General features: G+C 35.6%; 16 protein-coding genes and 3 pseudogenes. 13 read left to right on the top strand and 6 right to left on the bottom strand.

All coding sequences use genetic code 11. From position 1 onward, the window contains the following. Positions 1-153 precede the first annotated feature (153 nt). Entirely contained in the window at positions 154-2,475 is a 2,322-nt protein-coding gene (locus BN1082_RS05150; RefSeq protein ID WP_090631777.1) for a glycosyltransferase family 2 protein, read from the top strand. Next, a complete protein-coding gene (locus BN1082_RS05155; protein ID WP_090631780.1) occupies positions 2,462-4,027 on the top strand; it encodes a chitinase in 1,566 nt (521 codons plus the stop codon). The genes BN1082_RS05150 and BN1082_RS05155 overlap by 14 nt, the downstream gene beginning before the upstream one ends. A 213-nt stretch (positions 4,028-4,240) precedes the next feature. Here the strand turns inward: BN1082_RS05155 and BN1082_RS28995 are convergent. Together BN1082_RS28995 and BN1082_RS05165 are read right to left on the bottom strand one after the other, a co-directional pair. Next, a pseudogene (locus tag BN1082_RS28995) lies at positions 4,241-4,370 on the bottom strand (tyrosine-type recombinase/integrase); the annotation flags it as partial. 598 nt (positions 4,371-4,968) lie between these two features. Continuing rightward, positions 4,969-6,258, bottom strand: a complete 1,290-nt coding sequence (locus tag BN1082_RS05165) for an NCS2 family permease (RefSeq protein ID WP_090631782.1) — start codon at positions 6,256-6,258, stop codon at positions 4,969-4,971. A 416-nt stretch (positions 6,259-6,674) separates the two neighbouring features. On the opposite strand from BN1082_RS05165, the pseudogene BN1082_RS05175 reads away from it, so the two are divergent. Beyond that, positions 6,675-7,014, top strand: a pseudogene (locus BN1082_RS05175) (recombinase family protein); the annotation flags it as partial. Between the two features lie 783 nt (positions 7,015-7,797). Here the strand turns inward: BN1082_RS05175 and BN1082_RS05185 are convergent. Both BN1082_RS05185 and hcp read right to left on the bottom strand, forming a co-directional pair. Continuing rightward, entirely contained in the window at positions 7,798-8,565 is a 768-nt protein-coding gene (locus BN1082_RS05185; protein WP_090631787.1) for a WGR domain-containing protein, read from the bottom strand. A 1,020-nt stretch (positions 8,566-9,585) separates the two neighbouring features. Beyond that, positions 9,586-11,265 carry a hydroxylamine reductase gene (hcp, locus tag BN1082_RS05195; RefSeq protein WP_090631792.1) on the bottom strand — a complete coding sequence of 560 codons (1,680 nt, stop codon included), beginning with the start codon at positions 11,263-11,265 and terminating at the stop codon, positions 9,586-9,588. A gap of 432 nt (positions 11,266-11,697) precedes the next feature. Here hcp and BN1082_RS05200 point away from each other — a divergent pair, with 432 nt between their 5' ends. From BN1082_RS05200 to BN1082_RS05235, 8 genes and pseudogenes are all read left to right on the top strand, one after another. Continuing rightward, positions 11,698-12,090 (top strand): SMI1/KNR4 family protein, encoded by a 393-nt coding sequence (locus BN1082_RS05200; RefSeq protein ID WP_090631795.1) that lies wholly within the window; start codon positions 11,698-11,700, stop codon positions 12,088-12,090. A 68-nt stretch (positions 12,091-12,158) separates the two neighbouring features. After that, positions 12,159-12,990, top strand: a pseudogene (locus tag BN1082_RS05205) (transposase); the annotation flags it as partial. 545 nt (positions 12,991-13,535) lie between these two features. Then, positions 13,536-14,201, top strand: coding sequence for a GntR family transcriptional regulator (locus tag BN1082_RS05210; protein WP_090633162.1), 666 nt, complete (start codon positions 13,536-13,538; stop codon positions 14,199-14,201). A gap of 5 nt (positions 14,202-14,206) precedes the next feature. Then, entirely contained in the window at positions 14,207-15,181 is a 975-nt protein-coding gene (locus tag BN1082_RS05215; RefSeq protein ID WP_090631797.1) for a DMT family transporter, read from the top strand. A gap of 378 nt (positions 15,182-15,559) precedes the next feature. After that, on the top strand, positions 15,560-16,255 hold the full coding sequence (gene vanR, locus BN1082_RS05220; protein WP_090631800.1) for a vancomycin resistance response regulator transcription factor, VanR-F/VanR-M family: 696 nt from the start codon (positions 15,560-15,562) through the stop codon (positions 16,253-16,255). Next, positions 16,248-17,360, top strand: coding sequence for a sensor histidine kinase (locus tag BN1082_RS05225; RefSeq protein ID WP_090633164.1), 1,113 nt, complete (start codon positions 16,248-16,250; stop codon positions 17,358-17,360). Before vanR ends, BN1082_RS05225 begins: the two co-directional genes overlap by 8 nt. A gap of 100 nt (positions 17,361-17,460) precedes the next feature. After that, positions 17,461-18,333: a VanY-A/VanY-F/VanY-M family D-Ala-D-Ala carboxypeptidase gene (gene vanY / locus BN1082_RS05230; protein WP_090631803.1), complete on the top strand. Its 873-nt coding sequence runs from the start codon at positions 17,461-17,463 to the stop codon at positions 18,331-18,333. Between the two features lie 369 nt (positions 18,334-18,702). After that, positions 18,703-19,698 carry a VanZ family protein gene (locus tag BN1082_RS05235; protein WP_090631805.1) on the top strand — a complete coding sequence of 332 codons (996 nt, stop codon included), beginning with the start codon at positions 18,703-18,705 and terminating at the stop codon, positions 19,696-19,698. A gap of 275 nt (positions 19,699-19,973) precedes the next feature. On the opposite strand, the gene BN1082_RS05240 is transcribed toward BN1082_RS05235, so the two are convergent. Both BN1082_RS05240 and BN1082_RS05245 read right to left on the bottom strand, forming a co-directional pair. Next, positions 19,974-20,306, bottom strand: a complete 333-nt coding sequence (locus tag BN1082_RS05240) for a DUF1904 family protein (protein WP_090631807.1) — start codon at positions 20,304-20,306, stop codon at positions 19,974-19,976. A gap of 48 nt (positions 20,307-20,354) precedes the next feature. After that, complete coding sequence (locus BN1082_RS05245) at positions 20,355-21,029, bottom strand: helix-turn-helix transcriptional regulator (protein WP_245640321.1); 675 nt, start codon at positions 21,027-21,029, stop codon at positions 20,355-20,357. Positions 21,030-21,179: 150 nt separating this feature from the next. Between BN1082_RS05245 and BN1082_RS05250 the strand changes: the two genes are divergently transcribed. Together BN1082_RS05250 and BN1082_RS05255 are read left to right on the top strand one after the other, a co-directional pair. Continuing rightward, positions 21,180-21,566, top strand: a complete 387-nt coding sequence (locus BN1082_RS05250) for a RidA family protein (protein WP_090631810.1) — start codon at positions 21,180-21,182, stop codon at positions 21,564-21,566. 200 nt (positions 21,567-21,766) lie between these two features. After that, positions 21,767-22,717, top strand: a complete 951-nt coding sequence (locus BN1082_RS05255) for a sugar phosphate isomerase/epimerase family protein (protein WP_090631811.1) — start codon at positions 21,767-21,769, stop codon at positions 22,715-22,717. Positions 22,718-23,413: the final 696 nt, after the last annotated feature.

Genomic DNA, 23,413 nt, shown 5'->3' on the forward strand with positions numbered 1-23,413 from the left:
TAGATAGTACGTAGCTAAATTCATAAATTTTTTTGGAAAAGGATGGGAGATTTTTGGCGTGACAATTTAATATGCCACCCATAAATAGTTGAAACATTGTATTTTTTTATTTACCCAATAATAGGGACTTGACTAACAAGAGGGATGAACAAAATGAAAAGACAACTGAACACTGAAAGCAATTTGGAACCATTACCAAGAGTGCATGAAAAACCATCCACTGCAAAATTGACATTGAATCGAATCTATATTTTGTTTACGATTGGATTTTGGCTGCTTTATGTAGCATCCACAATTTTTGATCAACTGCATAATGTGAATGGTAGTTTTAAACAAGTCGTTGAAGCGGGATTATATATCTTGATTGTTACGACACTATGTTTTTCCGCATTGATGTATCTTTTTTCTAGACAAGGGGCATTGATCCGATTTAAAGAGCATACTCGGATCCCACGGGAAACCCTATCTGCTTATTTTTCTGAGAATCAACCAGGAATTACTGTTTTGGTTCCTTCGTATGATGAAGAGGTTGACGTTATTCGAAAAACATTACTATCAGCTATTTTACAAGAATATCCGAAAATCGATGTACAACTCCTGATTGATGATAAGCCGAATCCAACAGATCCGCAAAAAAGGGAAAAATTGCAAGCAACTATGAATCTTGCAAAAGAAATTACAGAGCTTTTGGAAGTCCCTTATACTAAACTAGCAAAAGCTCGTGACGTTTTTGAAAAGACATACAACAAAACTGGGGAAATCTCTTCTTCTACTTTAAATGATTTAGTAAAGCAATATAATTATGCTGCCAAATGGATTAATAAATTTGCTGATGATGAACCTTTGGAGGATCATGTAGATGATTTCTTTAATAATCGTGTTTTAAGAGATTTAGCTGAGGAATTAGCCGTAACGGCAGTAGCATTAGAGAAATCCTCAAAAGAAAATTATAGCATGAGCTATGAACGTATCTATCAGTTTTATTCTCGATTAGTTTGGATTTTCACCGGAAAAGTAGGGTATTTCCAACGAAAACAGTTTGTTTCTTTATCTGATGAAGCCAATAAAGCTATGAATCTTAACTCTTATATTGATTTAATGGGAGGGAGCTACAAGATTCGCCAAACACCAGCTGGTAAAGTATTGCAGAGAGTATCTTCAGAGGCAGAAGCAGATTTAGTAATTCCAGATACTGAATTTTTACTAACGCTCGATGCCGATTCTATTCTGCTTAGAGAGTATTGTTTACGTCTGGTATATCTATTGAATCAAGAAGGAAATGAAAAAGTAGCTGTAACACAAACTCCTTATTCTTCTTTCCGTGGGTGTCCAACTCGAATCGAACGAATTGCTGGTGCTACAACAGATATTCAACACACTTTACACCAAGGAACAACGTATTATGGCGCGACCTTTTGGGTAGGGGCGAACGCGGTCATCCGAAAACGTGCGATCGAGGATATTGCTGAAACAGAATATGTGAATGGATTTAAGATTCGCCGTTTTATCCAAGACCGTACAGTAATTGAGGATACGGAGTCTAGTATTGATTTAGAAAAAAATGGTTGGACCTTGGCGAATTATCCGGAGCGTTTGAGTTACTCAGCAACTCCTCCAGATTTCGGTTCTTTAGTCATCCAACGTCGTCGTTGGGCCAATGGTGGATTATTAATTATGTCGAAACTATTTGCTACTATTCGTCGACGCCGTCAGGAAGGAAATCCAATCAAGTTAATGGAAATCTTGTTGCGAGTCAATTACATGGCATCTATTGCTTGGTCTAGTTTTGGCTTAATCTTCCTATTAGCCTATCCCTTTGACAATCGTTTATTGAGTGTTTTTATTGTTGGTGCTGCTGTCCCTTACTTTACTGCAATGGCGAGTGATTTAAAATACAATCGTTATAAACGAATGGACATCTTCCGAATTTATGGTCTCAATCTAATCTTGTTGGCTGTTAATACGGCTGGAGTGCTAAAGTCGATCCAACAGTTATTAACAAGTGAAAAAATTCCTTTTGCACGAACACCTAAGGTTAATGATCGGACTGGCACGCCAACACTTTATATCTTAGCGCCGATCATTATTATTGCTTATTCTGCTTTTATTTGCTGGCGCTCTTTCATGCACGGCAATTGGCCGAATGCTATATTTTCCTTTTTTAACGCCTTTACTTGTGGGTGGGCTGCATTAACATTTATCGGACCTGTCAATATGCTTGTGGACTTGGTTCATAACTATAAAGATTGGTTATTTGTAGAAGTAAAACCTAAGCAAACTGAAAAAGATGCACAAGACCAATCAGAAATCAATTGGCAATCGGTTTTATACTATGGTGATGCGAAGGGACGAACGGAAGTTCCTTTAAGTATATCACTTGGCAAATGGGAATATACAGAGACAACTGGAGTTGAAGATAAACTTAATTTCAGCAAAATAAAAAATAGGATGAAAAAAGATTATGCTGCAAAATAAAAAGAAATTGTCAATGCCGCGTTTATTGTTGGTATGTTTAGTTGTGGTAGCTGTAGGAGCTAGTTATTTTTATCGAGATAATATAGTCGTAGTTGGTAAAATAGAAAAAACAAAAAAAACAGAAGTAGAATCAAATCCTTGGTTTGCCTCTTATGTCGATGCTACACTGACACCGCAATATGAATTTGAAAAAATCGGTGGTAATGTTGTGCTTTCTTTCATAGTAGCTGAGAATAAAAATAGTGCTGTTCCTAGTTGGGGAGGCGCCTATTCGTTGGATCAGGCATCGGAGGATTTAGATATAGATCGGCGAATTGCTCGCCTACGACAAAAGGGGGGGGAAGTCATTGTTTCATTTGGTGGCTTACTCAATTCGGAATTAGCAAATACAACAACAGATGTTGGAAAAATAAAAAATGCATATGCTGAAGTAGTAAAGCGTTATGATCTGAATACGATTGATGTGGATTTAGAGCAAGAAGGATTGACGAATAAGCATGCCGCTAAACTTCGTGGGGAAGCTTTGGCAAAATTGCAGCAAGAACGAAAAAAAGATAAAAAAGAGTTAGCTATTTGGGTAACATTACCAGTAACCCCGCAAGGTTTGACTGAGGATGGTACGGATGCCGTAACAACATTATTGAAAGCTGGAGTAGATTTAGCTGGCGTCAATATCATGACAATGAATTATGGGGAAAGTCGAGATACAGCACTTTCTATGGCAGACAATTCGATTAATGCCTTGAAAAAAACCCATCGCCAACTAAAGATTATTTATCAAAAACAAGGAGTTAACTTGAGTGATGAAGCATTATGGAGAAAACTCGGCGCAACACCAATGATTGGCCAAAATGATATCCAAGGTGAAGTTTTTGATTTAGAGGATGCTGCTAAGCTGAATAAATTTGCCATAGAAAATGGTTTGGGACGATTGTCTATGTGGTCAGCAAACCGTGACAGGAAGTCCAGTGAGAATAGTGTTGGAATTCAAAGTGTTTCCAACTTTTACAGTGGTGTTAAACAAAGCAATCAAGAGTTTGCAACGATTTTGAAACAGAATATGAATGGTAGTGTTTCTGGTGATGCAAAACGGACAACCAAGTCAGATGTAACTAAAATAGATTTGAATAAACCTGATGATCCGAAAACTTCCCCGTATGAGATATGGAATGAATCTACAACCTATTTAAAAGGTACTCGTGTTGTCTGGAGGCACAATGTGTATAGAGCTAAATGGTGGACAAAAGGAGATGCTCCTGATGCACCTATCTTGGATGAAAATACAATTCCTTGGGAACTTGTTGGTCCGGTATTGCCTGGAGAAAAACCATTGCCAAAAGTTAGCTTGCCTAAAGGAACCTATCTGGAATGGGAAGAAGGAAAAGTCTATGGAGCTGGTGATCGGGTAATGTTTGATGGCATCCCGTATGAGGCAAAATGGTGGAACAAAGATGAAAATCCTGAAAAACCCTTTGCTAATGATGATGCAGCACCATGGGAACAGTTGACTCAGGATGAAATTAAGAAAGTGTTGCAGGAAATTAAGGAATAATGATGGTTAGGCTTATGATTGATACGTGCCTAATTTTTGCCTACCCAAAATGAAAAACAATGAAACAATATGAAAGTCCATATACCAGAAATGCCGATAAACCGGTATATGAACCCATTTAAAAACCTTCCACATTCAAGTATAAGATGAAAGGGTCTATTGGATAATATATAAAAAACCTTTGCTTATCAAAGGTTTTAGGGGAATTCATACCTAGTTGAAATTACCTTTAGTGTAGGGGGCGAACTTTTTTAGTTCGTCTTCTTCTTATTTTTTCGGTAATATCAAGATAAGTGTCCGCGGTTGTTTTGATGGTTTTATGCCCCAAGCGATTTGATACATATTTAAAAAATTTAGCCTTTCATTGATACACAATATAAACCCCTTTGTTCCTATAGATGAAAGGCAAAATATGAAGATTGTGAAAAAATGTACTTAGAAAAACGGGCGCATTAACATAAGAAAAGCAACGGAGGTTGAACTGCCCCGTAAATGTTAGACATTCATACTAACATTTACGGGGTGTTTTTTATGGTTAAATTTTCAATTTTCACTTAAACTAACGGGTGCTTGAGTTTAACAATACGGGTTGCTTCGGCAACCATTTCTTTATTGTGCTAAAGTTCTATGGGTGCTGGCGCGATTTCTACCTTTGGGCTTGGGACGCCTACGCACTGACCGACGACAGCTGGGATGGGGCAGGTCTGAACGACGCTTGCAATATCACCCGTCCGTTCGCGAAAGTGTTGAATAGCATCTTTCTGATTAATTACGCACTGTCGGACAATTATGACCTACAGTGGCATTCAACCTAAATAGAGGACTTTCATGCAAATATGTATAAAATTTTCCTATGGGGCGTAAAAGCAGAATGAAGCAGTAGAAATTTAAATCAAAATAAGATTAAGGGGACTTCCAAATAGAAAGTCCCCTATTCTAAATTATCCAATTGAGTGCAAAATAAAATTAGTCAAAAATAAGATAGAAATGATAAAGATTGGTAATGACAGCTGCTTGTGTTTATTTGTAAACAGCTTGACTAACGGATAGGCAATAAATCCGAAGGCAATTCCGTCCACGATACTATAGGTTAACGGAATCATCAGGATGATTAAAAAAGCAGGAAATGCTTCAGTGAAATCCGTAAAATCGATGTTGACAATATTTGTTAACATTAATCCGCCCAAAATAATCAAAATGGGTGCGATGGCCGCATTTGGAACCGATTTGATCAAAGGCAGGAAGAAAAGGGACATTAAAATAAGGAAACCTGTTACAACAGAGGTTAAACCCGTTCTTCCACCAGCAGTAATTCCAGCAGCCGATTCAACTGTTGAAACCGGAGGGCTGGTACCTAAAAGTCCGCACAAAATCGCAGAAATGGAGACTGCACGCAATGCTTTACCATTTTTCTCGGGTGCCTTAAGCATCCCATCCACTTGTGAATGCAGGATCCCAATGTTCTCAAATACCAACACTAATGTAAGCGAGAAAGTCGCAGTCCAAAATGGGATGGTTGTCATTTTTCCAAAATCAAAGCTAAAGAATACATTTCGATAGTCATTTAACGAAAGGAACCCTTTGTCCATATGGGAAAAATCAACCACACCTAAAAAATAGGATGTCAATGTACCCAAAATGATACTTATTAAAAAATTCCCCGGAACCTTTTTCAAAAATAAAAACAAGGTAATCACCAAGTTAATTATGGATGCTAGCACAATCGGAGACGAAAGATCACCTAGTGCAACGAAATTATTTGGGTTTCCGACAATCAGACCGCTTTTTTGCAGGCCGATAAAAGCGATAAATAAGCCAATTCCTACAGTGATGGATTCCTTTAAAGAAGTTGGAATCGATTTTGAAATGATCACTGCTAATTTTGAAAAGGCGATAATCGCAAATAATACGCCGGAAACGACAACCGCTCCTAAAGCCTCATGATAAGTTAAACCAAGCGACCCAACAAAGGTGTACGTGAATAAGGCATTAATGCCCATCCCGGGAACAATCATTAAGGGTGCATTCGGAATAAAGGCAGCGAGCAAGCATCCTGCAAGTGATGCGAGCACGGTTGCAATAATTCCTGCTTCCAACGGCATTCCTGAGTCATGTAAAATATGTCCATTTACTGCAATAATATAGATAATGGAAAAAAATGATGTAAACCCTGCCATAACCTCCTTTTTCAAATTTGTTTTGTGTTCTTTAAGCTTGAAAACCCCTTTCATTTTTTATCACACTTTCGTATTCTCCCTCTCCCACCCGCATTTAGTATAGATTTATACTTAAGCCGAAAAATATTATAGCACAGAAAGGCAAAAGGAAGAGCTGGAAATTAAATGGTTTTTCGAGAAATTAAACATAAACTATCTCGGAGCACTGTATAGGCGTAAAGCATCACGAAAAGGAAAGAAACGAGCAGGAATTGTCGTCGCCCATGCCATGTTACGTATCTCTTATTATCTCTTAACACGAAAAGAAATGTATGTAGACTTAGGCGAAGACTACTTTGATAAACAGTGACAGCAATCCATTGTTCGGCATTCACTACGAAGGCTCGAAAGTTTAGGATACACAGTTACGTTACAAGAACCAGAAGCATCTTAATCTATTCAACTCAATTCAAAAGATCAATGAATTGTTCAAACAACTCTTTGAACGCGGGGTAAGAGTGAACGTTTTGAACATGGGGATCATTGAGGATACACCAACGGGCCGGTAAATTTTAAACATATTCTTGGCATTTGCAGAGTTTGAGCGGGACTTGATTGTAGAAAGAACTAAAGAAGGGAAAGCGATCGCAAAGCAAAAGGGGGATTTTAAGGAAGGAAGACCGAAGAAATTTAAAAAGGCTCAAATTGAATTGGCTCTTAAACTTCTAGAAACACACTCATATAAGCAAATTGAGGAAACAACAGGGGATAAGTAAAAGCACCCTGATACGGGCGAAGAATGCTACAGAGAGAAATAAAGGGAAACAGTGAAAACGTAACCGAAAAATGTAGAGAAACTCTCGGAAATGAGAGCTTCTTTTTTGTTTAAAGGACTTGCTTGTTTCCTCATCTATAGTTAAGGGGGTGGGGGGATGTGTGCTCGCCATTTCAAAAATAATAATGTGAGCGGAGAATTTTTTTAAAATCACATTTCTTCTTCCACTAACGTGGCAGTTTACTTTAAGAGGATTACTTCCATCAACCATAGAATATTAATATCCAATTGATATATTATGATAGTTATGAAGTATTTATTAGTAACTTTCATAACATTTGTTTCTCTTTTGCAATTTATATTATCTGGGGAATGATTTTGGATAAGGTGCTATATCAATATCATTTTGATTTTTTAGGGTTGTTGAATTGTTTTGTACCGCTAATTTTAGGATTGTGGTTTTTCTTTTGCTGGAAAATTTATCTGAAGATGAAACCAGGCTCTGAAACCAAAGGAAATCCTGGGTATAAAGGGTACAAATGGGCAAGGGTATTTGGTCGGTTTGGCGGTTCTTCTTCCTTTCATTCAGTTCTGTCCGTCATAAAGATAGTATGAAAAAGTTAAAAAGCAGTTAAGACATATATCCATTATTATGATAAGAAAGATAGTAACGTAGTTGGTGGGGATTTCAATAAATGAAGTTTACATGCGAATAGAAAAGGGGGAGGCACAGGAAATCTGAACCTGTGCTCTTTTATTCATTAAAATAACGATGAATCATTGTTTGTAAAAGTTCTTGATGGTCATCAAGAAGGTGATGTTTGGTATCGTGGGTATTATCATAATCGCTTGTATTCTTTTGTTCGATAATGCAATGTGTTGTGATGACGCTGAGTGGATGTGTATGTATACTCAAACGAATTTTCTGCTTCTGTTGCCAAATTCAAGCCTTCTAATAAATTCCTCTTTTCAACAAGTTTAGAAAAATCATTAATGATGAATTGATGATAATCGACTTTATTGCCAAAAAATGTAGGAATAATGGAATAAAATTGATTCGATAAATTATCAAAATCATTAGAACCTGAATGTAACTTTTCTTCTATTTTATCCAATATTTGAAACCCTCTCGCTATTTGGGTATCTGATAGTTTTCCAAGTGGTTCGAGTGGGGAATAGGAAGTTCTGGTTTCTTCTTGTTGTTTTTCTTCGATAATGCCTACCATTTTTTCATTTCCTTTGAGTAAATCCATTGAACTCGTTTTGATTTGGAATTGAGTCACTGTAGGAATAAAGAAATCATCATCATCGACCAAAATATGTTCATATCCTTTTGCACGTTTTGAAGAAAGAATATGATTAAATTCCTCTTTGGCAGACAACCTACTATTAAAAAATCTCCCTTCTTTGCGAGGATTCCTACCTATACGCCCATATTCTGTATAGATGCGAAAAGGGTAATCCCCATCTCCTTGATGAAATTCTATGATATAGTATTTATTTGAATTTCCCTTTAAAGAAGCATAGTTTAAAACGGCTCTTTGTTCTACGTCTGTAATCAAAAATAGTGGATGATTGGCTGAATGAATAGATATAACTCTCACCATAGTAAATCTCTCCTTCTTAAAAGTTTAACCCAAAAAAGGTTTGGTTTAATAGAAAAGTACCTATCTCATATATCTCCAATGTAGCGATTGCCATTTCTTGTGTGGGTTATCTAGCTGGCTTTTTTTGTTGGCATTTCTCTCCAATGGGTGTCGTTATTTGGACGATTATTGTCTTATGGCTATCGACTATCCTAAAAAAATTGGTATGAGTAAAGATATTGTGAAATTTTTCACTTAAATTAACTGGCAGGATAGTGGAAGAAGGAGTTTTTATTGATGTTGTAGAATTAAGTTCGTATAGGAAAAATATGGTATGTTTATTTTCTACTTCAAGTAACGAACTTCGCAATTGACACAAAAGACGAAATAATAAAGGACAAATAATGAAAGATATAATAACAAATATAATATTTTGGGTTGTAGGAGCAATCGTTCTTACAGTTGAATTTACTTTTAAATTTAATGATACATTAGGATGGTTATTAACGACAATCGGCGTAATATTAATAGGAATAGGTTTTATTTATAAATCTAAAAAGCCATTTAAATATTTAATTGAGTTTTTTATAAACTTCTTCTAAATCTTAAAATAAATATGGCTTTAGTTTAACAGGAAAGCTAATGCATCTTTCGAGAAAAATGTGAACTAAATATACTTAAAGATGGGATTAATGCCAGATCCTGTCTTTTTTGTATTTCAACTAAAGGGCAGTTTTGTTCAACAAACTCATTATTAAGTGTTTTTAAATATAAATAAAAAAACCACATTCCTTGATGCTTCGTTAAGAATGGGTTTAACACCGCTAAATCTATTGTCAGTTGTTTTAGGTTTACTTTAAAAACTCTATGATTTTTTATGGAAAATCTTTGTGTTTCCAGTGATAAATTCCTTTAATGTATCTAAATTAAGTGTCAGTAGATGATTTTGCATTAATAAATAAACGGATAAAATCCAGGGAAAGCCACTGACTCTCCCTTTATCATTCATTTTATCCTTCATCCCAGTCGGGATAGGGTTTATTAAACTAATGTACTTCCTTGAATTTCAATTGAGCTGTTCATGAACATTTCCATGTCGTCTTTTGTATTTGAAATGCCGCCTACACCAAAATTCTCAATTAAGAAGTTCGTTACGTTTGGTGATAAGAAAGCTGGTAATGTTGGGCCAACGTGAATATTTTTCACACCTAAGTAAAGTAAAGATAAGAAAACGATAACCGCTTTTTGCTCATACCATGCGATATTGTAAGATAACGGTAATTCATTTACACTTTCTAATCCGAATGCATCTTTCAGCTTCAATGCAGTCATGACTAGAGAGTAGGAATCGTTACATTGACCGGCATCAAGTACCCTTGGAATTCCGTTGATATCACCTAAATCTAGCTTATTGTATCGATATTTTGCACAACCGGCTGTTAAAATGATAGTATCTTTTGGAAGCTCTTCCGCAAACTCTTTATAATAAGTTCTGCTCTTATGGCGACCATCACAGCCAGCCATTACAAAGAATCGTTTAATATCACCCTTTTTCACAGCTTCTACAACTTGATCAGCTACTTGAGCCACTTGATTATGCGCAAATCCTCCAACAATTTCACCTTTTTCAATTTCTACTGGTGGTTGGCATTTCTTTGCATGCTCAATAATCACGGAGAAATCTTTTGTACCATCTTCATTTTTAGGAATATAGGTTACACCCTCAACAGCAGTTGCCCCAGTTGTATACATTCTTCCTTTATAAGATTCCTTTGGTGGTACAATACAGTTTGTTGTCATTAAAATCGGACCGTTAAAGCTCTCGAATTCACGAGTTTGTTCCCACCATGCATTTCCATAGTTACCGACAAAGTGATCATATTTTTTGAATGCTGGATAATAGTGCGCTGGAAGCATTTCACTATGTGTATACACATCTACTCCCGTGCCTTCCGTTTGTTTTAATAACTCTTCCATATCTTTCAGGTCATGACCGCTAACTAAAATTCCCGGATTTTGACGTACACCAATGTTTACTTTCGTCATTTCAGGATGACCATACGTTGATGTATTTGCTGTATCTAAAAGCTCCATAGCATGAACGCCGTACTTTCCACATTCCATTGAAAGTTCAATCAATTGTTCCATACTTACTGAATCATCTGTGATCTTTGCAAGTGCTTTTTCCATAAACGCATATAGCTCTTCATTTTCATAGCTAAGATTTGCCGCATGCTCTAAATATGCAGCCATTCCTTTCAAACCGTAAGTCACTAACTCTCTTAATGAACGAATATCTTCATCTCTTGTAGCTAAAATACTAACTTCTTGAGAAGCAGATTTCATTTCAAGCTGATTATTTGTTTCACCATACCAAGTGACAAAATCGCTATTGTTGTCTAAAGTGTACCCTGCATTTCTGATTGCCGCTTTAATTTCTTCCCGGAGCTTTAATCCTTCTCTTACTGTATTAAAAAATTCATTTTTATCCCAATTTGCATTTGTAATCGTCATAAAAAGACCATTTATGATAAACTGATCTGTTTTCTTTTGATTAATCCCGATTTCACGAGCCATTGTATTCACAATCGCTACTCCCTTAATCGTGTAAATCAATAAATCTTGCATATTTGCTAAATCATCTTTTTTTCCACATACTCCAACAACAGTACATCCTGTTCCTTTTGAGGTTTCTTGACATTGAAAACAAAACATACTCATTTATAATTTCCTCCAGTGAATGATTTTTGATTTCTAATTTTTCTACAATAAACACTTTCTCTTATTTAATGTGAATTATTGAATAAGTATCATAAGCAATTAACAATATAATCAACTAATTTACATTGTTATTATAAATTCATTAATTTTAAATTTGGAGTTCTTTATGAATCTGTTCATAAACAAGTCAAAAAGATTTGAACACTTCTTGACAAAAAGGACAAGTGGATACGGTTTGAATTAAACACCTAGTTGAATACAAAATATTTGGTTTAAATTGAGCTATCAGTAAGATTTAGGACCTTATTTGAATATAAATTTGAGCTTGTGAAAATTTGTACTTAAAGTAACGTGGCAGGTTAGTGCAAGAAGGAATTATCAAATCGTATTACGAATTGTAATGTTAAAATATTATTAAAGTGGGGAAACGGTATGATTAATACATATGGATTAGAATTGAATCCTCCAGTCGCGGAGAATAAGATTAAAAAAGTAGAGACTGAACTTGGTATTACATTCCCCAAAGATTATATCGAATTTATTTCAAACTCCAATGGTGCGGAAGGAAGCTTAGGAGAAAATTATTTAATCATATGGTCGATTGAGGACATTATCGAGTTAAATGAGGCTTATGGTGTTAATGATTTTGCTAAAGGAATAGTAGTATTTGGTTCAGATGGAGGCGACACTGCATTTGCCTTCGATACAAGAACGAATGAAACACATATTGTAACCGTTCCTTTTATAGGGATGGACTTAGAGGAAGTAACGACCTGTTCAAATACATTTAATGGTTTCTTACAATACTTTTTAAATACTCAATAGTATAAAATCCTTGTTACGTTAACAGGTGCTTTAATTGGTTCCGTTGGCTCGAATTAGGTAAAAATTTAGCATTTGAAAAACTTAGGGTTCTTATGTCTAATCGTGATGTAGTAGTTAAACGCCTCGTTAGTTCTATTAATCAATTAAATCGTTGGGTAGATATTGTTTTTCCAGAACTAAGACAGGTATTTAAAGATATTAAAGCTAAAGGGGCAATCGCAACTATTCGATTATTCCCATCGCCAGTGGAATTAGAAACTTTGCAGCCTCACGACATTATTACAGGTTGGAAATCAATTATGAAGAGGCAGCCTGGATTAAAAAAGGCCCTTTTACTCCTCCAAGTAGCTAGGAAATCCGTTGGCACTAGACAAGCACTTGATGCGTATAAATTTCATCTTGAGCAACTATTAGAGGAATATGATTTAGCTGTAACACAACTCGAAAGAGTTGAAAAACAAGTTACCGATATATTAAATAAAATCCCATTCGCTAAGAAGCTACTTACCATTAAAGGAATAAGTGAAATTTCTTTAGCTGGCATATTAGGTGAGGCTGGAGATTTAAGTAGCTTTTCTCATGGAAATTCTCTACTTCGCCATGCGGGTTTACACTAAGCCGAAGCAAGTTCAGGTAAATGGAAAGGACAAATTGTCATTTCGAAGCGTGGAAGGTCGAGACTACGGCGTTTCCTCTTCTTAGCTACCATGAGTCTAGTCGCGAACAATCTAGAATTTAAAGCATTACACATTCATAATGTTAAAGTTAAGAAAATGAAGAAAATGAAATCAATTATGAAGTTAGTTGGCAAGTTAGCTAGGATTTTTGTTGGTATTTCTCGAACGTAATGAATCCTATTGTCCTGATAAACTCCAATCATTATCACAAATGGCGGCCTAATAACTTAATAATCGAAGATTATCCATCCTCTTTTTGTATGGAAATATATCAAACTTGTATTGACCGAATGTTGGCTTATTCGTAGGATTTCAAATATGTACGGAGTACCAGATTTCTTCAACAACATAAGGGCACTGACCCATTAGTTTAGCATAACTGGCCTCCACCCCTTGGATAGGCATGACGAAGGAATGATAGGGCAATTGACCCGTTGAGACATGGGAGGGAAAGCCTCCAGGGGCGGCGTGGAGAATGTACATCATATGGTAAAATATGGGGTGTTTATTAACTCCTTTATTTCACTATGCCTTCACGAAGCCAAAATGATCTGAACGTATTCCTTTTAACTGTTAACTCTATTTAAAGGGATATGAAATCCTGCGAATAAGCGAGTATTCGTGAGAAAATCGTATTAAACTGAGGGAGTTGAACAATCATCATTAGCTTTTTTTAACAATCGGACCATTTAATTGAATAAAGCTTATAAGCAAAAATCACAACTAAATAAAATTGTAATGAAATCCAATATGCGATATATTGGTTTTATGGAAAAAGACATAATAAAACCAATTAAACGTTTGTCATTTAGAGATGAAGTATATCAAACTTTAAAAAAATCGATTATTAATTTGGAATTACAACCAGAAGAACGCTTAAATGACAAAGAATTAGCAGAAAGGTTTGGAATTAGTCGCACCCCTGTTAGGGAAGCACTTAAACGACTTGAGGACGAAGGACTTGTTGAGTCACTTCCAGGGTCATCTACTCGTGTAGCACCATTAAAATTAGAGGAGGCGAAAAATGCTTTTACGGTTGTAGCAGTTTTACATGCTTTAGCTGCTCGAATTGCATGTCCATTATTAAAGGAAACGGATCTTGAAGAATTAGAGTTTAGTAATAAGGCATTGCTGCTTTCAATTGAAAAAGGTGACGTTATTAAGGCTATTGAGGCAGATACAGCTTTTCACAATGTGTTCTTAGACGTAGCTGGAAACCCTGAAATCTTATTCGCATTAGAACGTAGTATACCTAAAATCCAGCGATTAGAAATTTCACAATTTATTACCCAAAAAGGGTTATATTCGGTTGAGCAACACAATCAAATTATATCAGCTTGTAAAAATCAGGAATGCGAAATAGTTGTCCGTCTTGTAGAAGAAAACTGGCTAAGTCTTGGCGAACTACTAACGCAACTAACGGAGCCGAGGTGATACAGTTGCAACCCATTTTAATCGGTATTACTGCAGCCTTCTTTTTTGCTTTTACATTTGTGCTCAATGCATCTATGGAGCTATCTGGCGGCAGTTGGATTTGGAGCGCTTCGCTCCGATATATCTTTATGGCCCCGTTTCTTTTGTGTATTGTACTAATTCGCAAAAATTTACGGCTACTCTTAAACGAAATGAGAAAACAACCAGGGACATGGGTTTTGTGGGGTTCTGTGGGATTTGGGTTATTCTATGCCCCCTTGTGTTTTGCATCTGCGTACTCACCTGGTTGGCTTATTGCTGGAACATGGCAATTGACAATTATTTCAGGTACTTTACTTGCACCGTTATTTTTTGAAACGAAATACACAGAGAATGGACCTTTACAGATGAGAGGGAAAATTCCCCTGAAAAGTCTTATCATGTCACTTATTATTCTGTTAGGTATTGTTTTAATGCAAATGGAACAGGCAAAACACCTTGCTTTAGAAAATCTATTATTGGGAGTTATCCCTGTCCTACTAGCATCATTTGCCTATCCTTTAGGGAATCGAAAAATGATGGATGTATGTGAAGGGCGTTTAGATGCTTATCAACGGGTGTTAGGAATGACCCTTGCAAGCCTTCCATTCTGGTTTTTGCTTTCCTTGTATGGCTTTTATACCGTAGGATTACCAAGTAAGGGACAGAGTCTTCAATCTTTATTGGTAGCACTTTGTTCTGGAGTCATTGCCACTGTTCTATTTTTCAAAGCGACAGATATGGTAAGAGGCAATATGCAAAAGCTAGCGTCTGTTGAAGCAACGCAATCAATGGAAGTGCTTTTTACACTAGCTGGGGAACTGCTATTTTTGTCGATCCCAATTCCTTCTCCATTATCTTGGTGCGGTATTTTTATCGTCATTCTTGGCATGATTTTACATAGTTATGTTTCAAATCGAAAAGAAGAAAGTCATTTTAAACAGTCAGTGAACTTAAACTAAACGAAAGGGTGCGATGTCGGAAGAAGGCATCGCTTTTTCACGAACGAGTGCAATTTTTCTCAGGTTGATTTTTTATAATGCACGAACGGAAGGTTTGTTGAAGAGTGTTATTTATTCTTTGTTCAACAATAGGGCGCGTTTCCAGAGCAGGATTGCGCTCTTTTTATGTATCGGGCCATATTCTTGAAGAAGAAAAGGAAATAATAGAAAATAAATAGTAGCTTTAAATTATTTAATTAACTGCTACGAATGTTAATATCATGCTTATGAGGCATTCCCACCAAAAATTAGCGAATTTTTTTGTTGGGTGTAGCTTCGTAAGGCTTGATGGATAGATGTATATTTAGTAAACATAACTTTTACATAGGAGTGGAATGGATGAAACGGATATCGATTTTAATAGCAGATGATGAGGAGGAAATTGCTGACCTTATTGCCATCCATTTAGAAAAAGAGGGTTACCATGTTATTAAAGTGTCTGATGGACAAGAAGTCCTTCAGGTTATCCAGACACAATCGATTGATTTGCTGATTTTGGATATAATGATGCCGAAAATGGATGGATATGAAGTAACCCGTCACATTCGTGAACAACATAATATGCCTATCATATTTTTAAGTGCAAAAACATCTGATTTCGATAAGGTACATGGACTTGTGATTGGAGCAGATGATTATATGACTAAACCATTTACGCCCATTGAATTGGTTGCTCGTGTAAATGCTCATTTGAGGCGTTTTATGAAGTTGAATCAACCCAAAGAGGATAATAAATTGACCTTAGAATTTGGTGGGCTAGTTATTTCTCCTGAGCAACGTACAGTTAAACTATATGGTGAAAACATCGAACTAACTCCCAAAGAGTTTGATATTTTATATTTACTAGCCAGTCATCCAAAGAAGGTTTATAGTGTAGAGAATATTTTCCAGCAGGTGTGGGGAGAAGCGTACTTTGAAGGTCGAAATACCGTGATGGTTCATATTCGTACGTTACGGAAAAAACTCGAAGAAGATAGACAGAAAAACAAATGGATTAAAACTGTGTGGGGCGTTGGGTATGCATTCAATGGTTAAAATGCTACGCAGTTTTCGTTCAAAAATGGTACTCTTATTTGTTTTAAGCATGTTGCTGTCTGGTATCATAACGTATTCAATCTATAAAGGCCTTCAATTTTATTATCACGCCAATGTCCAACTTGGAGATAGACTAGCTTATTATCGCTATATTATGAATGATATTGGCGACATTAATTTCTTTTTGCTACTATTTATCCCACTTTCAATCTTGTTTTTTTATTTACTTACTCAGCGCTATTCGACCTATTTCTATGAGATTTCAACCGGAATTCATAATCTCGCTCAAGGAGACTTTTCGTATAGGATTCAAATTAAGTCAAAGGATGAATTTAGGGATATTGCTCAAGATATTAACTTGGCAAGTAAAAAATTGAAAGAAGCTATAGAAAGAGGAGACTTTTCGGAGAGTAGCAAGGATCAGTTAGTAGTAAATTTAGCTCATGATTTACGTACACCTCTTACCTCTGTTTTAGGCTATTTGGATTTAATTCTTAAGGAAAAAGATTTGACCAAAGAACAAGTTAGACATTTCTTAACGATTGCCTTTACCAAATCTCAGCGTTTAGAAAGGCTTATTGATGAATTATTTGAAATAACTAGAATGAATTATGGGATGTTACTAGTTGAAAAAAAACAAGTTAATGTAAGTGATCTACTTTTTCAGTTAAACGAAGAATTGTTTCCGATCTTAGAAAAAAATGATTTGACAGTTCGAATGAATATTACTCCTTATTTACTTATTTTGGGTGACGGAGATTTGTTAGCACGTGTGTTTGAAAATCTTCTAATTAATGCGAATAATTATGGATACGATGGTCAATTTATAGATATCAATGGCTATTTTGATTCAGGAGAAGTAGTTGTTGAGGTAATAAATTATGGAGATAGTATACCTGCGGAAGATCTGCCATATCTGTTTGATATGTTTTATACTGGTAACAAGGCACGAACCGATCAAAAAGATAGTACAGGTTTAGGATTGTTCATTGCAAAGAATATTGTTGAGCAACATAATGGCAAGATTAGTGCTGAAAGTAATTTAATACGGACAGTTTTTGAAGTCCGTTTACCACTGGAAAGTGTACAGAATAATCAAATTTAAAATCCAAGTAATGGATTTAAGAAAAATTTAAGATTTACCCCACTTTTTATTTTAAAAGTTTTTCTTACTCTCTAAGTATGAGTTCAGGAGGAATTTTAAAATGAAGAAGTGGGGATTTTTATTTGTACTATTATTGTGCCTAGGCATTGCAGGGGTTAATTTGTTACCTTTTTTTCAAGATACTATAGAGATAAATAGCCAGAATGACAAAGATATATTAGGCGATAAAGGGATGAATGGAGAATTCCAAAAGATAGAGATTAAAAAAGAACAAATTTTTCAAGGTAATCTACTTTTGGTAAACAATAAATACCCTGTTCACCAAGGTAGTATAAAGCAGGATATCGTTGATTTATATACTCACAAAGAATTGACAAAGGGATACGGATTACTTGATAGCAAAACTAAATTGTCTGAAGAGGTTGCACATAAATTTTCAAATATGATAGTCGCAGCTGAAAAAGAAGGAATATGTCATTTTTTACTTACAAGTGGCTTTCGAGACTTTGATGAACAAAATGCTCTTTACAACAAAATGGGTTCTGACTATGCGTTGCCAGCTGGGTATAGCGAACACAATTTAGGTTTATCACTCGACGTAGGATCTACTCAAATGAAGATGGATGAAGCATCTGAAGGAAAGTGGATAGAAGAAAATGCTTGGAAATATGGCTTTATTTTACGTTATCCAAAAGACAAAACGGATGTTACAGGAATTAAATATGAACCGTGGCATATCCGTTATGTTGGTTTACCTCACAGTGCGATTATGAAAGAAAAGAATTTAGTTTTGGAAGAATATTTAGCTTATCTGAAAGAAGAAAAGAATATCTCAGTTAGTGTTAATGGGAAAAAATATAAGGTTTCTTACTACCCCATTTCTCAAAACACGACAATCAAAGTACCAAATAATCACCATTATGAGATTTCAGGCAATAATATGGATGGTGTAATCGTAACGGTGTTTCCTTGATTAACACATACTAACCATGAGAAGAAAAAACTGAAAAAAATAAACAGTATTATAGTACCAACTCTATTTATCTCATAATATTTGCATTAATAAAAGTCATTTTATTTAAGTTCGGCTCGATTGATATCAAATTTCTTTTGGATCAACTTCAGAGGAATCTGGGTAACATCGATCATGTCTTGTATCGATTGGAATTAGGTAACTTTATCCCGTTTAATTCAATATTCAATACTATTCGGAGTCTATCGTTCCATTTTTAAATAATTTGTTTGGAAATATTATAATATTCATGCCATTTGGGGGATTTCTCCTATTATTGTTCAAAAACAAAGGAACATCATTCATAGGTAGAAAAGAAAGGGAGTAATTATGTATCAAGGAAAGTTACGAAAAATCATGATTGTGCTGTTAACATTATATACAGCTTTGATCCTCTATTTCCTATATCTAGGTTTCAGTAGAGGTCTTATGGTGGATAACCCTGGTGGCGTACGATTTAATCTAATACCTGAAGGGATTGCATTGCATTATCCAATGGGACAAGACTTTCAAGTTTGGTTTTTTGAATACGGGAATTTTTTAGCATTCATACCTTTTGGGATTATCATTCCACTCTTGTTTCGATGTAGTTTTAGACGCTTTATAACCTTTTTTATTTTGTCAATAACAATACTTGAGACGCTACAAATGGTTTCTCGTTTGGGAGCATTTGATATAGACGATATCATAATTAATTCATTAGGTGCTGCAGTGGGATTTGCGGCGCAGCGATTAGTTACTGTTGACCGAGATAAACTAAAAGGGATTTTTAAAATGTCCCTAATAGCTAGTATACTAGCCCTTGGCACTATTATAATTATTGGTGGCATCAATCATTATCTAGAAAAAGGGGCAGGGGACACCATAGCTTTAGATAAACTTCCTTTAAAAGATGGGTCTGTAGAATGGGATAAAAGCTTGTCTAGCTTTAAAATATCCCAAGAAAAGGTTACGCCTCAAATAAATCTTTATAGTACAAAAAACAATGAATTCTCGTATCATTTAGGTGGAAAATATAAAAATATGACAGGCTATGTCGCAATACCTGGAGATGCAATTAACGATGCAAACACACCGGGCACTAAAATAGGATTTTACAGTGGCGGAGAATTAATTGGTTCGTCATGGTTATCGGTATCAGCTTATAGTGAGGGACTTCGGAAAATCTTTTTCAACATCCCTTTAATTGGGGTAAATGATCTTACCATAAAAATAATTAACCATAACTCCAATCCAAATACAAATGCCATGATGTGGGATGTAACTCTTATAGAGCCAAACACAGGACAAAAGATTATAAACAGTATAAAAGAAAAAATAAGATAATTATTCTAACAAGACATCAACAAAGAAACGAAAATAAGCTACCCACGAGAAGGGTAGCTTATTTTCGTTTCGCACGTGTCTTTAGTATTTGCTGAGGAACAAGACCTCAATATACACATATAAAAAACTTGCCAGTTCCGGCAAGTTTTTTGCTTAATTATGCTACTTTTTTATTGCTAATTCGTGTGTCAATTTGGCTAGGAATTTTAAAATTGCACCTCAAAACGGTACCCTTTATTAGCATAAGAAACGCTTTTTATTACTTATTAACCGCTTCAATTCCCACAATGCTTTCCATTAATATAATAGGATGTTTCTGAGAAAACGGTAAACACAACCTCTACTTCAGGAAGTTTAAAATCCATTAAATATTTCGTAAGTGTTTGCGCAAATCGATCACGAATTTCCTGGCCACGCTCGAACCATTTCACCTCAATAAGAGGAAAAGCAGGTGTTTCTTCACCGTTATATACAAATGTAGAGTTTGGCAGTTCTAATGTAAAATTATCAGTTCCGCAGTCGCAAATGTCTGCGAGTTCTGCTACTAATGGTTTGCTTATACTCTTTAATTGTTCAATACTAATTCCACGAAACACAATTTGTGGCAAAGTGAATCCCTCCGTATCTTTTAGGTTTCCGTTAAACATCAAGACAGATTATTTGATCTTATTTAAATATCGATAAATAGTAGCTTCGGATACATCTAAATATTTGGCTACTTCGCTGACCCCGCCTTTAAGTAAAAAAGCTCCCTTATCATTAAGTTTTTTGACCACCTCTATTTTTTCCTGCGGTGACATCCGCTCAGGTGGAATGTCATACTCTGCTAAAACCCCTTTAATAAGAGATAAGAGAAGTTCCTCAATATTTTCTTCAAAATTCTCAAAAAGATGTGGATCAAAGCCGGGCTTTGATGGCTCGACAGGACCAGTTTGGGGCTTGTCAATCATGATGAATTGATCCAAAATGTTGCGAGCGTTTATAAAATCGGTAATATCCATGTTCACACAAATCATGCCAATGATTTTGTTATTTTCATCTTTAATAAAATAGCTGGAAGAACGGAGCGTCTTATTCGTTTTTGAGCTGCTTTTATAATTGCAGATGTAATCTTGATCTTTATAGCTTTCTTCTTTTAATATTTTCAAAGCAAGATCCGTAATGGGACTATTAATCTTTCTTCCGCTAACATGTCCATTCGCAATTTCAATAATGGAATGATCAGGGTTCGTTACATCGTGTAAAACAACCTCACAATTTTCCCCCATTATTTCAGCAATAAAATGCACCATGGGAATATATTGTTTCAGCTTTTCGACATTTGTCATCATTACCTATTCATCGCACCTTTATTTTCCATTTGTTAATTTTAGTTTAACAAAGTTTTTTATAATTTAACTAGTCAGTTGTTGTAATAATAATTATACATTATAATAAAAAAAAATCACCACAATAATTTTTTATCACAGGAGGCTGCTACGATGTTAAGTACTATTTCAACAAATAATGCACCTGGTGCCATTGGTCCTTATTCTCAAGCTGTAAAAATAGGAAACTTTCTTTTTGTATCTGGACAACTCCCGATTCACCCAGGTACAAATGAAATGCCGGAATCCGTCGCACAACAAACGAAGCAATCATTAGAAAATGTAAAAGCTATTCTAGAAGCTGCTGGAAGCGATTTACAACAAGTAGTGAAAACAACTGTATTTTTACAAGATATGAATACTTTTGCGCAAATGAATGAAGTATATCAATCGTACTTTAGTGGAAATTATCCGGCTAGAAGTGCAGTAGAGGTAGCTGGCTTACCAAAGGACGCTTTAGTGGAAATCGAAGTCATTGCATATGTACCAGATAATAATTAATAGATAAAAATGATTTAAGGTAGACCGGTCCCCAGGAATCACAGGATATCGGCATGTCTTTATGACTATGATTGAATTCGCGTTGTTAGGTTTTATTTTTAATAATTATTTAACGGTAAAAAAGCACTCCAACTAAATTTGGGGGGCAACCAAATCAATGCTTAATCGAAAGATACATTGACATAAGGATGTGTAAAAGAATGAAAATTGGCTTAGAAACAGAAAGCTTTCACTTGCAGTTTATTACAGGTCGAATGGATATCTTCGGTTTTATCAGAAAAACAGCCGAATTAGGATTAGACGGAGTCATGATCAATGTTATTCCTTGGCCAGGATTACCAGGATGGGGGACATTAGAATCGTTTGAACCGGAATACTTAGACAGAGTGAGAAAAGAAATTCAAAAGTATGGATTTTTCGCTGAAATCGATACAAATGGATTCGATCCAGAACATTTAACAACGGTCATTGAGGCAGCACATCGAATTGGCGCGGATGTAATTCGTACGTATGTCTGTATGGGAGAGTATGATCCAGAAAGACTGAGAAGAGCACCTGAAGGTATTAAAAAAATCGTACCTTTGCTAAAGAAATACAGAATCAAGCTTGCTATCGAAAATCATGAGGATGAAACATCAGATGAAGTGATTCAAATGATTAAAGAGGTCAATAGCTCTTGGGTTGGTGCTCATTGTGATCTCGGGAACGGAATGATGGCATGGGAAGACCCGGTTGAAGCTGTAAGAAAATTAGCACCATATGCCAATACCACTCATTTTAAAGATCATATTATCGTCCATGATGGTGATGATTACAGGGTATGTGGCGTACCAGCTGGGACAGGAAATATCGATTTGGAAGAATGTTTTAAAATACTCGTTGAGAATTCTATGTTGACTAGAATCAACGTTGAAATGTGCTTCCCGTATGCCATCCATTTTAAGAGAGAGCCTGGTACAGGTGGAGTCTCTGAAGTAGGTGAAGGAGCATTTAAGGTGGAACAACCTCCTTATGATTTAAATGTAATCAAACCATTGGATTACTATTATCCGCCAGAAGAACTTCTAGAACAAATGATCGAGGATCAAGAAAAAGGTGCAGAGCAATCAGTTAAGTATGCACTTGCATTAAGGGATAAATACTGCCGCTAAATACATGCAGGGGGGAGGTTCTTTCGGGAATCTCCCTATTTTTATAGAAGGGATTTTCAATGTAATCAGCTCCTATGATAGAACCGATTTTTTTTTGCAAATGAAGTTGAGTTTCGCAAATAAAACTGCTGTTTTTGCAAATGAAATCGATGTTTTTGCAAATGAAACTGCTAATTTCGCAAATGAAGCTGAGTTTCGCAAATGAAACTGTTATTTTCGCAAATGAAATTGATGTTTTCGCAAATGAAACAGCTATTTTCGCAAATGAAGCTGAGTTTCGCAAATGAAACTGTTATTTTCGCAAATGAAATCGATGTTTTCGCAAATGAAACAGCTATTTTCGCAAATAATACTAGGTATTTGGATAAAAATATTTACATTTTATAAAGATCGGCCCTTCTCATTCGAAAAAACCAGCAAATTTTTTAAAATTGAGCCTAGTTTTTGTCATTTTTAGGGGCCAAAACCATTCTATCAGCGAATTTTGGGCTTTCTATCCGCGAATCGGATTTTCGCAGTTTTAATCTAACGTTTGATTGAATCTATTTGATGAAGTTTGTCTGAATCTAGGTGTCATTTTCTTAAAAAATAAGGAGATATAAGCTGACTACTTACATCTCCATTTATTTTATTTAGATTTCTCTTTATCTTCCTTTTCGTCTGATATTAAATCCTTAGCAGAGCTTTTAAATTCTC

Source organism: Neobacillus massiliamazoniensis, from assembly GCF_001048695.1.
GTDB lineage: Bacteria > Bacillota > Bacilli > Bacillales > Cytobacillaceae > Neobacillus > Neobacillus massiliamazoniensis.

What these genes read in the sequence shown, in the direction of transcription:
- BN1082_RS05150 (WP_090631777.1), top strand. Translation starts at nt 154, where the DNA reads ATGAAAAGACAACTGAACACTGAAAGCAATTTGGAACCATTACCAAGA.
- BN1082_RS05155 (WP_090631780.1), top strand. Translation starts at nt 2,462, where the DNA reads ATGCTGCAAAATAAAAAGAAATTGTCAATGCCGCGTTTATTGTTGGTA.
- BN1082_RS05165 (WP_090631782.1), bottom strand. Translation starts at nt 6,258, where the DNA reads ATGAAAGGGGTTTTCAAGCTTAAAGAACACAAAACAAATTTGAAAAAG.
- BN1082_RS05185 (WP_090631787.1), bottom strand. Translation starts at nt 8,565, where the DNA reads ATGGTGAGAGTTATATCTATTCATTCAGCCAATCATCCACTATTTTTG.
- hcp (WP_090631792.1), bottom strand. Translation starts at nt 11,265, where the DNA reads ATGAGTATGTTTTGTTTTCAATGTCAAGAAACCTCAAAAGGAACAGGA.
- BN1082_RS05200 (WP_090631795.1), top strand. Translation starts at nt 11,698, where the DNA reads ATGATTAATACATATGGATTAGAATTGAATCCTCCAGTCGCGGAGAAT.
- BN1082_RS05210 (WP_090633162.1), top strand. Translation starts at nt 13,536, where the DNA reads ATGGAAAAAGACATAATAAAACCAATTAAACGTTTGTCATTTAGAGAT.
- vanR (WP_090631800.1), top strand. Translation starts at nt 15,560, where the DNA reads ATGAAACGGATATCGATTTTAATAGCAGATGATGAGGAGGAAATTGCT.
- BN1082_RS05225 (WP_090633164.1), top strand. Translation starts at nt 16,248, where the DNA reads ATGGTTAAAATGCTACGCAGTTTTCGTTCAAAAATGGTACTCTTATTT.
- vanY (WP_090631803.1), top strand. Translation starts at nt 17,461, where the DNA reads ATGAAGAAGTGGGGATTTTTATTTGTACTATTATTGTGCCTAGGCATT.
- BN1082_RS05235 (WP_090631805.1), top strand. Translation starts at nt 18,703, where the DNA reads ATGTATCAAGGAAAGTTACGAAAAATCATGATTGTGCTGTTAACATTA.
- BN1082_RS05245 (WP_245640321.1), bottom strand. Translation starts at nt 21,029, where the DNA reads ATGATGACAAATGTCGAAAAGCTGAAACAATATATTCCCATGGTGCAT.
- BN1082_RS05250 (WP_090631810.1), top strand. Translation starts at nt 21,180, where the DNA reads ATGTTAAGTACTATTTCAACAAATAATGCACCTGGTGCCATTGGTCCT.
- BN1082_RS05255 (WP_090631811.1), top strand. Translation starts at nt 21,767, where the DNA reads ATGAAAATTGGCTTAGAAACAGAAAGCTTTCACTTGCAGTTTATTACA.